Consider the following 13088-nt stretch of genomic DNA (forward strand, 5'->3'; position numbering starts at 1 on the left):
TGCGCTGCGCCCATGAAAAAACTCCCGCGCACGGGAGTTTTCTAAAGCGGCGACATTGGCTTACAGCGTGCCGTAGCTGTGCAAGCCCGAGAGGAACATGTTCACGCCCAAGAACGCGAAAGTTGTCACTACCAAGCCAACCAGCGCCCACCAGGCCGACACCGTGCCGCGCAAGCCCTTGACCAGGCGCATGTGCAACCAGGCCGCGTAGTTGAGCCAGACGATCAGTGCCCAGGTTTCCTTCGGGTCCCAGCTCCAGTAGCCGCCCCAGGCTTCAGCCGCCCACAAGGCGCCCAGCACCGTGGCGATGGTGAAGAAGGCAAAGCCCACGGCAATGGCCTTGTACATCAGGTCGTCCATCACCTCGAGCTTGGGCGTGGCGCGGTTGATCCAGGCGCGGGCACCAATCATGACGGCAAAGAAAATCTCCAACGGAATCGCCATGCGCAGCGTCTTGTCGATGGCCGGGAAAAAATCCGGGTTGCCAAACAAGCGAAAGCCCAGCAAAGGCAGGATCAGTACCACTACAGGCACAAGAATCAGTCCCAGCCACAGCGCACGTTGTGCAGCCGATTTCAGCAGGTACGCCAGCGCCACCATGGCCGCCAGCGCAAAGGTGCCGTAGCCGACAAAGTTGGCGGGCACATGCAGCTTCATCCACCAGCTCTTGAGCGCCGGCACCAAAGGCTGGATCTCATGCGCCTGGCGCACCACCGTGTACCACAGCAAAAAGCCCACGGCAGCGCTCACCACGAGCATCACAAACGCGCCCAGTGAACGGGTTTGGTAGTGCTGCTCGAAATACAGGTAGAACAGCGCCGTCATCCAGGCGAACAGCACGAACACTTCGTACAGGTTGCTGACGGGGATGTGGCCGATATCCGGCCCCATCAGATAGCTCTCGTACCAGCGCGCCATGGTGCCGACCAAGGCCATGGTGACGGCCAGCCAGGCCAGGCGCGTGCCTATCACCGACAGCGCTGACCCTTCGCCCTTGGAGAGCAAGCCCACCCAGTAAAACAGCGTGCTCATGAAGAACAAAACGCTCATCCACAAGATGGCCGACTGGCTGGAGAGAAAGTACTTGAGCCCGAACACCGTCTCGGAGCGCGCTATCTGCCCGGCGCCATCCACCCGGTACAGGCCGATGGCCAGCAACGACAGCGCCGTCACCACCACCATCAACAGCTGCAGCGGCCGCCAGAACCAGCCCAACCAGACAAAGAACGGCACGCTGAGCACGAGGATGCTTTTCTCATATACATCCATGTGGTGACCGTACAGGTACAAGGCAAAAGCGCCGCCTACGACCAAGGCCAGCGCAAACAGCCAGTCCAGCGGCGAGCGTTTGCTGAAATAGCCTTCGCTCAGTTGCACGGTTTGCACCACGTTGCCCGCCGGTACAGCGGATGCCGTATTGCTTGCGGTATTCATCAATGGCCTCCAACAGGCTTTACGCCCAACAGTTTCTCACTCAGCCCCTCAAACTCGCGGTCCACGTCCAGCGTCTTGCGGTTGGTGGACAGGGCCATGCGCGCATCGCTGCCACCATCGGCCCGCGGCGCCAGCCAGACCCAGACGCGGCGGTCGCGCACATACAACATGGCAAACACGCCCAGAATCAGGAATAGACAACCCAGGTACACCACCGTCTTGCCTGGCGCCTTGGCAACCTGGAAGACGCTGGCCTGCACTTGCTCAAAACCCGTCAGTTCAAACACCACGGGCTCAGGGTAAAGCTGCACATCGCTCAGCGACAGCACAGCCTGCGTCATGAATTTTTGCGTTTTCTCGTCGGGCGGCAGCGCGGCCAAACCTTCTGCCGCACGGGCTTGTTGCATCAGCTCGAACAGCACGCCATTGAGTATGCGCACCAGCACTTCGCTGGCCTTGGGGCGCTCGGCTTCTGGCACATTCTGCTCCATGAAGTCCGATATCGCCTGTAGGCCGGCAACGTGCTCGCCTCGCTCGTTGTTGCCGCCAGCAAAGATGGTCAGCGCCTTCAAGGCGGAAGCATGCAGTTGCTCGCGCAAATCCGGGCGATCGGTGCCGACCGAGGCCGTCACGTACTGGCTCACCGCCTTTTCGCGCTGCGCCGGGTCCTGCAGCGCCGATTTCAGGCGCAGAAAGCCGCGCCAGCTGCTGTTCTCGTCGGCCGGCACGCGCAGGTAGCGGAACTGATCGGCCAAGGTATCGCGCACGCCCCACAGGTACACGGGCACGCCGTCGCCGGTGTCGACCGGCACCATGTAATTGTTGAATTCACGCGCCTGGCCCGAGGCATCGCGCAGCTTGTAGCTGACACTCGGGCCCACATTGCGAAGCTCTTTGGGCGTGAGCACCTTATTGCCGGCGCCCAGGTGGTTGTCGAGCGTGGATTTCAGATCCACCTTGCGTACATCGGTGGGGCCATCGGCGTTGCCCATGTTCTCGACGTTGATGGTGCGCAGGCCGGTGAACTCCATTTGCAGCGGCGGCTTGCCTTCGCCGGTGTTGATGGTGGTAGAGCCGCCCACCTGGCCTTCAATCTCGAAGCTCTTGGCGCCGGCAGCCAGCGGCACGGCACGCAGCTGCAAGTGCGAGCCACCGTCGTCAAAGCTCGACTGGTAGATTTCGATGCCTTTGTAGCTGGCCGGGTGGTTCACCTCGATGCGCTTTTCCAGCGCCTCGCCGGTCTCGCGGTCATGCAGCACCACCTCGCTGGCGAACAGCTTGGGCATGCCCGTGGAGTAGTACTCAACGATAAATTTCTTCAGCTCCACCGTGAAAGGCAGCTCCTGCAGCAAGATGCCGTCTGACTGGTTGAGCACCGTTGTGCCCGATTTCGAGCCTTCGGCCACCATCAGGTTGCCGCGGAAGGTGGGGTTGCTCAGCGACAGGCGGTGCTGCGCCGGCACATCGGCAATCATGCCGCCTCCGGTATACGGGGTTTTGCCGCCCAGCAGCATCTGGGCACGCACGATCAAATCACCGTCCAGCAAGCCGCCCAGGCAAATCAATACAATGGCACTGTGCGCTGCCAGATAGCCAATTTTGTGCGCCGCACCGGCTTTGGCAGCCACCATCCAGCCGTCGCCACGCTCTTGCAGGCGAACTTTCCAGCCGCTGCGCGCCAACTGCTCACCCACCCGTTGCGCGGCCTGGGCGGCGGTTTCGGCCAAATGCGCTTCGGCCTTGTGGTGAAATGCCTGCAAGCTGGCAGCGCGCACGTTCTCTTTGTAATTGCGCAAATCAGCCAGGTATTTGGGTGCATGTTTGGCAATGCACAAACTGGTGCTGGTCACCAGAAAAGCCAGAATCAGCAAAAACCACCAGGCACTGTAGACCGCATTGAGCTTGATTGCCAAAAACAGCTGCGCCCAGAACGAGCCGAACTGGTTGACGTAGTTGGCCGCCGGCTCATGCTGGCGCAGCACCGTGCCGATGACAGAGGCAATACAGATCACCGTCAGCAAGGCGATGGCAAAGCGCATCGACGACAAAAGCTCCCACAGCGCGCGTCGGTCCAGACGGCTGCGAGGCGGCGGCGTGGCTGCGGGGGAGGAATCAGACATGGGTATCAAAACACTATCGGTACAAAGCAAAAGGCGAACTGTTCTTGTGCAAACAGTCCGCCCCTCTTGGGTCAGCCAAGCTTCCCGGCATGGCCTGCCATCTTAGCCCTTGCAGCGCAAGTGATCACCCGCCACAGCGGAATCCACCCACAGCACAAGGGCGAAGCGGCTCGCACGCTGCGCCGGGCCAGCTTCAGCGCAGGCCGGCGATGTAATCTGACACGGCCTTGATCTCTTTGTCGTTCATTTTGGCGGCCACGCCCGTCATCTGGATGCTGTTGTTGCGCTTGCCATCACGGAAATCATGCATGGTTTTGGCCACGTAATCGGCATTCTGCCCCGCCAAGCGCGGGTATTGCGCCGGAATCCCCACGCCATTCGGGCTGTGGCAGCCCGCGCAAGCAGCGATCTGCCGGTCTGGAATGCCGCCGCGATAAATGCGCTCGCCCAGTGCCACGGCATCCTTATCCTTGGCAAAGCCCAGCTTGGCCGGCTTGGTGGCCAACCAGTATGAGATATTGCGCATATCGGCATCGCTGAGCGAGGCCACCATGCCTTGCATCACCGCTTCCTTGCGTTTGCCAGTCTTGAACTCTTGCAGCTGCTTGAGCAAATACTCGGGGTGCTGCTGCGCCAGCTTGGGGTTGATCGCAATCGACGCATTGCCGTCGGCGTTGTGACAAGCGGCACAAACTGCTGTGTAACTGGCTTCCCCTTTGGCCAGATCGGGCTTGACCACCTTGGGCGCAGCCTCGGAGGCGGCCAACGCAGAAAAAGACGAAAAAGCCAGCACTGCAGACGTCAACAAAGGAGCGATCAACTTCATATCGTGGAACTTTGTCTGGTTTATGGGTATGAGGCCGAGTCGGCCAGATTCTACAATGATGCCTTAGATCAACTCGAATGCACATGACGACAACACCTAGTACCCCCCCAGCCGTTGCAGACACGCCAAGCATCGATGGCAAGGCTGCCTTGGGGTGGATGCACACCGCCCGCTTCCTGACCACGGCTGCACAGCTGCACCAATTGCCGGCCGTCGATGTGCCCGAGTTCGCCTTTGTCGGCCGCTCCAATGCCGGCAAATCCACGTCGATCAACACCTTGACGCAGCAAAACCAGTTGGCGTTCGCTTCCAAAAAGCCCGGCCGCACCCAGCACATCAACCTGTTTGCGCTGGGCAAAAAAGGCGTGACCGATGCGGTGCTGGCCGATTTGCCTGGCTACGGCTATGCCGCTGTCTCGCGTGAGGACAAGCAGCGCTGGCAGCAAGTGATGGTGAACTACCTCGTCAGCCGCCCCAGCCTGACGGGCATTGTGCTGCTGTGCGACCCGCGCCTGGGTCTGACCGAGCTGGACGAAGCTCTGCTTGACATTATTCGCCCGCGCGTCGAACAAGGCCTCAAGTTCCTGGTTCTGCTGACAAAAGCTGATAAATTGACACGCGCCGAGCAAGCCAAGATCTTGTCGATCACCAAGCTGAATGCCGGCGGTGGTGAAGTGATGATGTTCAGCGCCCTGAAAAAACAGAACGTCGACAAGGTGGCCCAGCTGCTGTGGCAATGGTCCCACCCCGAGGGCTTGCCTGCACCCGATGCAGCTGCTCCCGCGGCCGGCCAATAAGCCCGCCGCCCAACTGTACGGTTGGCGACAACGGCGGTTGCGTCGCTACAACAATTCGCTGCACTGCAGCAATTTAGACGCTATTAAATATATAGCTTCCAGCGCTAATTCACTAAGCTCTGGAAGCTATTTTTATTGGTAAACCGATGGTTGGCCCTCGGGCCGGGTCTTGAAGCGTTTGTGCACCCAGTAGTACTGCGGCACCATGGTGCGGATCTGCGCTTCCAGCTCCCGGTTCTGGCGCGTGGTGTCGGCCTCGACATCGTCGGTCGGGAAGTTCTGCCAAGCCGGCGAAATCGTCACCTCGTAGCCCTGCGGCGTGAGCTTGGTGTACATGCCGATCACCTTGGCCTTGCCCAGCCGGGCAAAGCGCGAGAGCGAAGGTATGGTGGCCGCCACCTGGCCAAAATACGGCACGAAGAGCGAATCTTGGGGGCCAAAGTCCATATCTGAGAGCAAATACAGCAAACCATGGTCTTTGCGCAGGCTGGCGATGATGGGTTTGACGCCATCGTCGCGGTTGAGCATGCGTACATCGCCAAAGCGCTGGCGGCCTTGGCGAATCCAGGCATCGACTTCGGCATTCGGTTGGGTCGAGAAAATCGATGTGAAAGGCCGGCTGCAGTAAATGGTGAGCGCGGTGCCACCCGCATCCATGCTGTAGAAGTGCGGCGCAAAGATGATGGTGGACTGATCGCCCTCCAGCTCTTGCAGAGCGCCGGTCATGCGGGTGCGCTTTTCCACCGTCTTCTGCGGCGCAAACCACAGCCAGCTGCGGTCCAGCCAAGTCTGGCAGAAAACCACAAAGCTCTCTTTCGCCCAACTGCGGCGCTGCGCCTGGCTCTCCTCCGGGAAGCAAAGCTCCAGGTTGCGCAAAGCAATTTTGCGACGAGATGACACCAGATAAAACAAAATGCGCCCCATCAACCAACCGATGGCGCGCAATAGCGGCAATGGCAGATGCGACATAAGCCACATCCAGCCAATAAACAACTTACCCATTTTTCTTGCTTTCTGCTGGCAGCGCAGGGGTGACACGGGGCTGCTTGTAGCGCGCGTAGCCCCAAAGGTACTGCTCCGGGCTCTCGCGAATCAAACGCTCCATTTCCTGGTTGATCTGCAGCACCGCCGCTTCCAGCTCGGGCAGCAATGGCGCCGTCAGACCACGCACATGCAAATCAAAGCCCTGACCCCAGGGCCTGCGCACGCAGCGCGCCAATATAACAGCCGCGCCGGCTTGCTGGGCCAATTTGGCTGCTAAGGTCATGGAATAAGCGGGTTTGCCAAAAAACGGCGTCCACAGGCCCTGCCCCTCGGGCGGAACCTGATCGGGCAGCAGGCCCACGCTGTTGCCCTGGCGCAGCGCCTTGATCATCTGGCGCACGCCAGCCATGGTGGTGGGCGCAGATTCCAAACCAGGGCGGGCGCGTGCCGTCTCCATCAGCTTGGCCAGCCAGGCTTGGCGCGCCGGCCGGTACAAAACGGTAATCGGCCCGTGCACCACGCCCCAGCGCCGCGCCATATATTGCGCCGACAGCTCGAAGCAGCCCATATGTGGCGTCAAAAACACAATCCCTTTGCCCGCTGCCAGGGCCTGCTCGATCACCTGCTCGCCATGGATATCACAGGGCAAAGGCGCGCCAAACCACAGCCGAGGCACCTCGGCCACCATGCGCCCGGCATGGCCGACGGCCTTCTTTACCTCGGCAAAACGGTAGCCCGCCTGCCGGGCATTGGCCTGAAAGCGCTTGCGGTAGGTGGGTGAGGCGGCATAGGTGAGCCAACCCAGGCCTGCGCCCAGGCCATGCAAAAGCCACAACGGCAACGCAGCAAAGAGTCGAAAGAGGAAAGGCATTACAATCAGGCGGTCGCTGAGTTAAAGAGCAACTTGCAGGGCGACGGTAAAACAAAACTGCTAAAGCGTTCGCCAGGCTCCTCCAGGCTCGGGCAACGCAATTGCCCAAGTACTGAAGGAGTTTTTTCATTTATGGCAAACAGCGATTTTCTGTTCACCTCGGAATCGGTATCTGAAGGCCATCCTGACAAGGTGGCAGACCAGATCTCCGACGCGATTCTGGACGCTATTTTCACCCAAGACCCGCACAGCCGCGTGGCTGCCGAAACCCTGACCAACACCGGTCTGGTGGTATTGGCCGGTGAAATCACCACGGGCGCGAATGTCGACTACATCCAGGTCGCCCGCGACACCATCAAGCGCATTGGCTACGACAACACCGATTACGGCATCGACTACAAGGGCTGCGCCGTGCTCGTGGCTTACGACAAGCAAAGCCAGGACATCGCCCAAGGCGTGGACAAGGCCAGCGACGACGAGCTGAACACCGGCGCTGGCGACCAGGGCCTGATGTTCGGTTACGCCTGCGACGAGACGCCGGAGCTGATGCCTGCGCCCATCTACTACGCACACCGTCTGGTCGAGCGCCAGGCCCAGCTGCGCAAAGACGGCCGCCTGCCTTTCCTGCGCCCTGACGCCAAGAGCCAGGTGACCATGCGTTATGTCGATGGCAAGCCCCACAGCATTGACACCGTGGTGCTGTCCACCCAGCACAGCCCCGACCAGTCGGAAACTGCCACCAAGATGAAGGCCTCGTTCACCGAAGCCATCATTGAAGAGATCATCAAGCCCGTGCTGCCCAAAGAGTGGCTGCAGGACACCAAGTACCTGATCAACCCCACCGGCCGCTTTGTGGTGGGTGGCCCGCAAGGCGACTGCGGCCTGACCGGTCGCAAGATCATTGTGGACACCTACGGCGGTGCCTGCCCCCACGGCGGTGGCGCTTTCTCGGGCAAAGACCCAACGAAGGTAGACCGCTCGGCCGCTTACGCTGCCCGCTACGTAGCCAAGAACGTGGTCGCCGCCGGCTTGGCACGCCAGTGCCAAGTGCAGGTGGCTTACGCGATTGGCGTGGCACGCCCGATGAACATCACCGTCTACACCGAAGGCACCGGCGTGATCCCCGATGCAGAAATCGCCAAACTGGTGGCCGCGCACTTTGACCTGCGCCCCAAGGGCATCATCCAGATGCTGGACCTGCTGCGCCCCATCTACAGCAAGACCGCCGCCTACGGCCACTTCGGCCGCGAAGAACCCGAGTTCACTTGGGAGCGCACCGATAAAGCTGCTGAGCTACGCACAGCAGCTGGTCTGAAGTAATTCAGCTCCGCTCAAGACAAAGCCGCCTCCACTGAGGCGGCTTTTTTGTTCACAAACCCCTTGGGCTCAGCGCCAGCTCCTGCCGAAAAGCGGGTTTCACGCGGTAGAGCTGGGCCGGGCGGTGCGCCCCGCCGCTTTGCATGGCGCCGGCGACGGCTTCGAGCCAGTCCATCTCGTCCATCTTGCGGCGAAAACTCACCTTGTTCAGCGGCTCGCCCAGAATGTTTTCATAGACCTGCTGCAGCTGCGGCAGCGTGAAGGTCTCGCCGCACAGATGCACGGGCAGCGAAGAATACAGGCTTTTGCTGCGAACGCGCGCCAACGCAGCATCCACGATATCGCGGTGGTCGAACGGCAGCTGCGGCAGAGCCGAGACGGGCACCACGCTGATATCCGCCCGGTCTGGCGGCAGATTCTGCACCGGCAGCAGCGCGCAATAGGCGATGGCCACCGACCAGCCTCGCGGGTCGCGTGCTGGGCCGCTGAAGGTGGCAAGCTGCTCCAGATAAGCCCCCTCTATGCCTACCTTGGTTCTGAGCACACGCGCGGCGCTGGCCTGGGCGTCGCTATCCTCATCGGCATGGATATAGCCACCCGGCAAGGCCCAGACACCCGCAAATGGCGCGGCTGCACGTTTGAGCAGCACGGCATGCAGTTGCTGCTCGACCAGCGTGAGCAGCACCACATCCACGCTGACCTGTACCGCTTCTCTGGATTCAGTGGTTTGATTCATTTTTTTACCAAATCAATCATCTTTTCAACGATTATTTCACATCATCCTTTGATTACTTAGTTGCAAAACTGTTTTAAGTGTTTTAAACTGGAGACATCGCAGCATACATGGAAGGTGACAATCATGAGCAAACCCAGCACCCAGCTACTCATCATCGACCCGCAAAACGATTTTTGCGACCTGCCGGACAATTGGCTGCCTGCGTATTCCAAGCCCGCCGAGCACCCTGATGCCGTGCAGGCTCCCGTGTTGCCCGTGGCCGGCGCCCACCATGACATGCTGCGCCTGTCGGCCTGGATCGAGGCCCATAGCGCCAGCCTGAGCCAGATCACGGTGACACTGGATTCGCACCAGAGCTATGACATTGCCCACCCAGCCTTCTGGCAGCAGCGCAACGGTTCAGCCGTCACGCCATTCACCCAGATCACTGCCGCCCAGGTACGCGCTGGCGACTTTGCCCCGCGCAATGCCGCCGAGCGAGAGCGCACCCTGGCTTACCTCGACCAGCTGGAAGCCCAGGGCAGCTACACGCTCATGGTCTGGCCCATGCACTGCGAGATTGGCAGCTGGGGGCATGGCGTGCACGCCGCTGTGCTCAAGGCTTACCGTCAGTGGGAAGAGAGCCAATTGCGCGCAGCCCACCATATCTTCAAAGGCATGAACCCGTGGACCGAGCACTACAGCGCCATCCGCGCCGAAGTGCCCGATGCCCAAGACCCGGAAACCGGTCTGAACACCACCTTGCTCCAGCGCCTGGCCCAAACCGACACCTTGGTGATTGCGGGTGAGGCCAGCAGCCACTGTGTACGCGCTACCACCGAACACATCGTGCAAAATTTCGCCCAGTTCTGGGGCAGCAGCGACTATTCACGCCTGGTGCTGCTCACCGATTGCATGAGCCCGGTCGCCGGTTTCGAGGCTGCACAAGAAACCTTTTTGCAGCAAATGCGCGCCATCGGTGTACGCTGCGAAACCAGCGCAAGCTTCCATTTATAAGCAGACAAGTGCGCCAGCACACGGCCAACCAGCCCTGGCAGCTCTCCTTTTTTGACTGAGAAAGACGCGGTATGCAGCCCATCATCACCAGCCTGCTCGACACCGATTTGTACAAGTTCACGATGTGGCAGGCCATGCTGCACCGCCACCCGCAAACCCAGTCCACCTACCGCTTTGTCTGCCGCTCGACGCCCGAGTTCCCGCTGGTTGAGCTATTGCCCGAGGTATGCGCCGAGGTCGATGCGCTGTGCGAGCTCAAGTTCAAGAAAGACGAGCTCGACTACCTGGCCAGCCTGCGCTTCATGAAAAGCGACTTCATCGACTTTTTGCGCATCTTCCAGTTCCAGCGCGATTTCATCGACATCCGGGCTGATGGCGAGAGCCTGCACATCGTGGCCAACGGGCCGCAAGTGCATGTGATGGGCTTTGAGATTTTTGTGCTCTCCATCGTCAACGAGCTGTACTTCCGCCGCTTTGACCAGGCCAGCGCTCTGGCCGAAGGGCGCAAGCGCCTGGCTGCCAAAATTGTGCGTCTGCAAGAGCTGGCGCAAGAGGCCAAGCACCGCCACCCGTTTGAGTTGTTCGATTTTGGCGTGCGCCGGCGCTTCTCCGGCCCTTGGCAGCGCGAGGTGGTGCAAGCCTTTGCCAGCCAGACCGCGCAGTGGTTCAAAGGCACCTCGAACGTGCTGCTGGCACGCGATATGAACCTGGTACCCATTGGCACCATGGCGCACGAATACCTGCAAAGCTACCAGGCCCACGGCGTGCGCTTGCGCGATTTCCAAATCGCCGCGCTCGAAGACTGGGTGCAAGAGTACCGCGGCGACCTCGGCATCGCACTGACCGACACCGTCGGCATGGATGCCTTCCTGGCAGATTTCGACATGTACTTTGCCAAACTGTTTGACGGCCTGCGCCACGACTCGGGCGACCCGTACGCCTGGGGCGAAAAGGCGCTGGCGCATTACGCCAAGCTGCGCATCAACGCCAACTCCAAGCGCCTGGTTTTTTCCGACGGCTTGACGCTGGATGCCGCCTTGGCGCTCTACCAGCACTTTGCCGACCGCATTCAGTGCGGCTTTGGTATAGGCACCCAGCTGGCCAACGACATGGGGCTCAAACAGCTGAACATCGTGATGAAGCTCACCCACGCCAACGGCCAGCCCGTGGCCAAGCTCAGCGACAGCCCCGGTAAAACCTTGTGCGACGACGAGACCTACCTCGCCTATCTCAAGCAAGTCTTCCACGTCAAAAACTAAGCGCGGCAGCGCAAGGAGTGGCGATGCTCAAAATCACACTGGCTCAGCTGGACCTGATGGTCGGCGATATCGACGGCAACATCGCGCAAATGCTGCGTGCTGCACAGCGTGCGCAGGCAGACGGCGCGCAACTGGTAGTCTTTCCCGAGCTGTCGCTGACCGCCTACTACCCGGGCGACATGCTCGACGAGCCTGAGTTTCTGGCCCGGGTCGATGCCGGCATTGCTCGCCTGCAGCAAGAGACGAAAAAGCTGCCACAGCTGTACTGGGTAGTGGGTGCGCCTACACGCCACCAAGGCCCAGGCAAACCGCTGCACAACAGCCTGCTGGTCTTGCAAGACGGCGCCGTGCGCCTGCAGTACGACAAGCAATTGCTGCCCACCTACAACATTTTTGACGAGCGCCGCCACTTCGAGCCCGGCCGCGATGCCGCCAAAGTGCTGCGCATCGGCCAGATGCAAGTGGGCTTTCTGATCTGCGAAGACGGCTGGAACGACAGCGGCGCCGACTACGCCACCAACCCTTTCGAGCGCATGGCCGACGCTGCGCCCGATGTGGTGGTGAGCATCAACGCCAGTCCCAGCCACCTGGGCAAGCGCGAACAGCGCCACCAGATCTTCAGCGAAGCGGCCACGCGCCACGGCCTGCCCATTCTCTACGTCAACCAGGTTGGCGGCCAGGACCAGATCGTTTTCGACGGTGCCTCGTTTGCCGTGCAGCCAGGCGAAGGCATTGTGTGGGAAGCGCCGCGCTTTACCGAAGCCACTTGCACCCTGGGTTTTGACAATGGCCAGTTCACTCTGGGCGACGGCCAGACCGCGCCGCGCCCCAGCGCACAAGGCCTGCCCACGATGGAGTTTTACCGCCAGCAAATCATCCTCGGGCTGCGCGACTATGCGCGGCGCTGCGGCTTTCGCCAGGTGGTGGTGGGCAGCTCCGGCGGTATCGATTCGGCCCTGACGCTGGCCTTGGCCACCGAGGCGCTCGGCCCGGAGAATGTGGTCGGCATCACCATGCCCTCGCGCTACTCCTCCAGCGGTTCGGTGGACGATTCAGTGGCGCTGTGCCGCAACCTCGGCATTGCACTCAAGACCCACCCGATTGCCGAGCTGGTACAAGGCTACAGCGCACAGTTCGAAAACAGCTTTGCCGCGCCGCTGCAAGGCCTGCCGCTGGAGAACCTGCAGGCCCGCATTCGCGGCACCATCCTGATGGAATACAGCAACGCCTTCGGCCACCTGCTGCTGACCACGGGCAACAAATCCGAAATCTCGGTGGGCTACTGCACCTTGTATGGCGACACCAATGGCGGCCTGGGCCTGATTGGCGATCTGTACAAAACCGAAGTGTTCGAGCTCTCGCGCCACATCAACGCCAGCGCGGGCCGCGAGATCATTCCGCAAGCCATCATCGACAAGCCGCCCTCGGCCGAGCTGGCCCCGGGCCAGAAAGACGAAGACAGCCTGCCGCCGTACGCCATGCTCGACGAGATTCTGAAAATCCTGATCGAAGGCCAGCGCCTGTCCACCCAGGAATACACCGCCGCCTGCGCCTTTGTCGGCCAGCTGCAAACCACCGAAACCGGCCGCGCCATGGTCGCCAAAGTGCAGCGCCTGATCCACCGCAGCGAGTACAAACGCCGCCAGGCTGCGCCCATCTTGCGCCTGCGTCCGCGCGCCTTTGGCACCGGGCGCCAGATGCCAATAGCCGCTTATTACCCATAATCGGCCTCACCGATCCACCCATAC

At 60.8% G+C, this 13088-nt stretch carries 11 protein-coding genes; 5 read left to right on the top strand and 6 right to left on the bottom strand.

What is annotated here, in order from left to right; translation table 11 throughout:
* Positions 1-60: 60 nt before the first annotated feature.
* From ccsB to ACFIQF_RS03425, 3 genes are all read right to left on the bottom strand, one after another.
* A complete protein-coding gene (gene ccsB / locus ACFIQF_RS03415; RefSeq protein WP_393940059.1) occupies positions 61-1434 on the bottom strand; it encodes a c-type cytochrome biogenesis protein CcsB in 1374 nt (457 codons plus the stop codon).
* Entirely contained in the window at positions 1434-3554 is a 2121-nt protein-coding gene (locus ACFIQF_RS03420; protein WP_393940060.1) for a cytochrome c biogenesis protein ResB, read from the bottom strand. Before ACFIQF_RS03420 ends, ccsB begins: the two co-directional genes overlap by 1 nt.
* 193 nt (positions 3555-3747) lie before the next feature.
* Entirely contained in the window at positions 3748-4380 is a 633-nt protein-coding gene (locus ACFIQF_RS03425) for a c-type cytochrome (RefSeq protein WP_393940062.1), read from the bottom strand.
* An 83-nt stretch (positions 4381-4463) separates the two neighbouring features.
* Here ACFIQF_RS03425 and yihA point away from each other — a divergent pair, with 83 nt between their 5' ends.
* Positions 4464-5177 (top strand): ribosome biogenesis GTP-binding protein YihA/YsxC, encoded by a 714-nt coding sequence (yihA, locus tag ACFIQF_RS03430; RefSeq protein WP_393940064.1) that lies wholly within the window; start codon positions 4464-4466, stop codon positions 5175-5177.
* A 132-nt stretch (positions 5178-5309) separates the two neighbouring features.
* On the opposite strand, the gene ACFIQF_RS03435 is transcribed toward yihA, so the two are convergent.
* Both ACFIQF_RS03435 and ACFIQF_RS03440 read right to left on the bottom strand, forming a co-directional pair.
* Positions 5310-6179 (bottom strand): lysophospholipid acyltransferase family protein, encoded by an 870-nt coding sequence (locus ACFIQF_RS03435; protein ID WP_393940066.1) that lies wholly within the window; start codon positions 6177-6179, stop codon positions 5310-5312.
* Positions 6172-7032 (bottom strand): lysophospholipid acyltransferase family protein, encoded by an 861-nt coding sequence (locus ACFIQF_RS03440; protein WP_393940068.1) that lies wholly within the window; start codon positions 7030-7032, stop codon positions 6172-6174. The genes ACFIQF_RS03435 and ACFIQF_RS03440 overlap by 8 nt, the downstream gene beginning before the upstream one ends.
* Positions 7033-7164: 132 nt before the next feature.
* Here ACFIQF_RS03440 and metK point away from each other — a divergent pair, with 132 nt between their 5' ends.
* A complete protein-coding gene (gene metK, locus ACFIQF_RS03445) occupies positions 7165-8352 on the top strand; it encodes a methionine adenosyltransferase (protein ID WP_393940070.1) in 1188 nt (395 codons plus the stop codon).
* 49 nt (positions 8353-8401) lie between these two features.
* Here the strand turns inward: metK and ACFIQF_RS03450 are convergent, their stop codons facing one another.
* Positions 8402-9085 carry an NUDIX hydrolase gene (locus tag ACFIQF_RS03450; protein WP_393940072.1) on the bottom strand — a complete coding sequence of 228 codons (684 nt, stop codon included), beginning with the start codon at positions 9083-9085 and terminating at the stop codon, positions 8402-8404.
* A 123-nt stretch (positions 9086-9208) separates the two neighbouring features.
* On the opposite strand from ACFIQF_RS03450, the gene ACFIQF_RS03455 reads away from it, so the two are divergent.
* From ACFIQF_RS03455 to ACFIQF_RS03465, 3 genes are all read left to right on the top strand, one after another.
* A complete protein-coding gene (locus ACFIQF_RS03455; protein ID WP_393940074.1) occupies positions 9209-10081 on the top strand; it encodes a cysteine hydrolase family protein in 873 nt (290 codons plus the stop codon).
* Between the two features lie 71 nt (positions 10082-10152).
* A complete protein-coding gene (gene pncB, locus ACFIQF_RS03460; RefSeq protein WP_393940075.1) occupies positions 10153-11340 on the top strand; it encodes a nicotinate phosphoribosyltransferase in 1188 nt (395 codons plus the stop codon).
* 23 nt (positions 11341-11363) lie between these two features.
* On the top strand, positions 11364-13064 hold the full coding sequence (locus ACFIQF_RS03465) for an NAD+ synthase (protein ID WP_393940077.1): 1701 nt from the start codon (positions 11364-11366) through the stop codon (positions 13062-13064).
* Positions 13065-13088 lie beyond the last annotated feature (24 nt).

The organism is Comamonas trifloxystrobinivorans (genome assembly GCF_043359985.1).
GTDB lineage: Bacteria > Pseudomonadota > Gammaproteobacteria > Burkholderiales > Burkholderiaceae_C > Comamonas > Comamonas trifloxystrobinivorans.

Excerpts from the sequence above, each read along its gene's own strand:
- yihA (WP_393940064.1), top strand. The coding sequence starts at position 4,464 with ATGACGACAACACCTAGTACCCCCCCAGCCGTTGCAGACACGCCAAGC.
- ACFIQF_RS03440 (WP_393940068.1), bottom strand. The coding sequence starts at position 7,032 with ATGCCTTTCCTCTTTCGACTCTTTGCTGCGTTGCCGTTGTGGCTTTTG.
- ACFIQF_RS03450 (WP_393940072.1), bottom strand. The coding sequence starts at position 9,085 with ATGAATCAAACCACTGAATCCAGAGAAGCGGTACAGGTCAGCGTGGAT.
- ccsB (WP_393940059.1), bottom strand. The coding sequence starts at position 1,434 with ATGAATACCGCAAGCAATACGGCATCCGCTGTACCGGCGGGCAACGTG.
- ACFIQF_RS03435 (WP_393940066.1), bottom strand. The coding sequence starts at position 6,179 with ATGGGTAAGTTGTTTATTGGCTGGATGTGGCTTATGTCGCATCTGCCA.
- ACFIQF_RS03420 (WP_393940060.1), bottom strand. The coding sequence starts at position 3,554 with ATGTCTGATTCCTCCCCCGCAGCCACGCCGCCGCCTCGCAGCCGTCTG.
- metK (WP_393940070.1), top strand. The coding sequence starts at position 7,165 with ATGGCAAACAGCGATTTTCTGTTCACCTCGGAATCGGTATCTGAAGGC.
- ACFIQF_RS03465 (WP_393940077.1), top strand. The coding sequence starts at position 11,364 with ATGCTCAAAATCACACTGGCTCAGCTGGACCTGATGGTCGGCGATATC.
- ACFIQF_RS03425 (WP_393940062.1), bottom strand. The coding sequence starts at position 4,380 with ATGAAGTTGATCGCTCCTTTGTTGACGTCTGCAGTGCTGGCTTTTTCG.
- pncB (WP_393940075.1), top strand. The coding sequence starts at position 10,153 with ATGCAGCCCATCATCACCAGCCTGCTCGACACCGATTTGTACAAGTTC.
- ACFIQF_RS03455 (WP_393940074.1), top strand. The coding sequence starts at position 9,209 with ATGAGCAAACCCAGCACCCAGCTACTCATCATCGACCCGCAAAACGAT.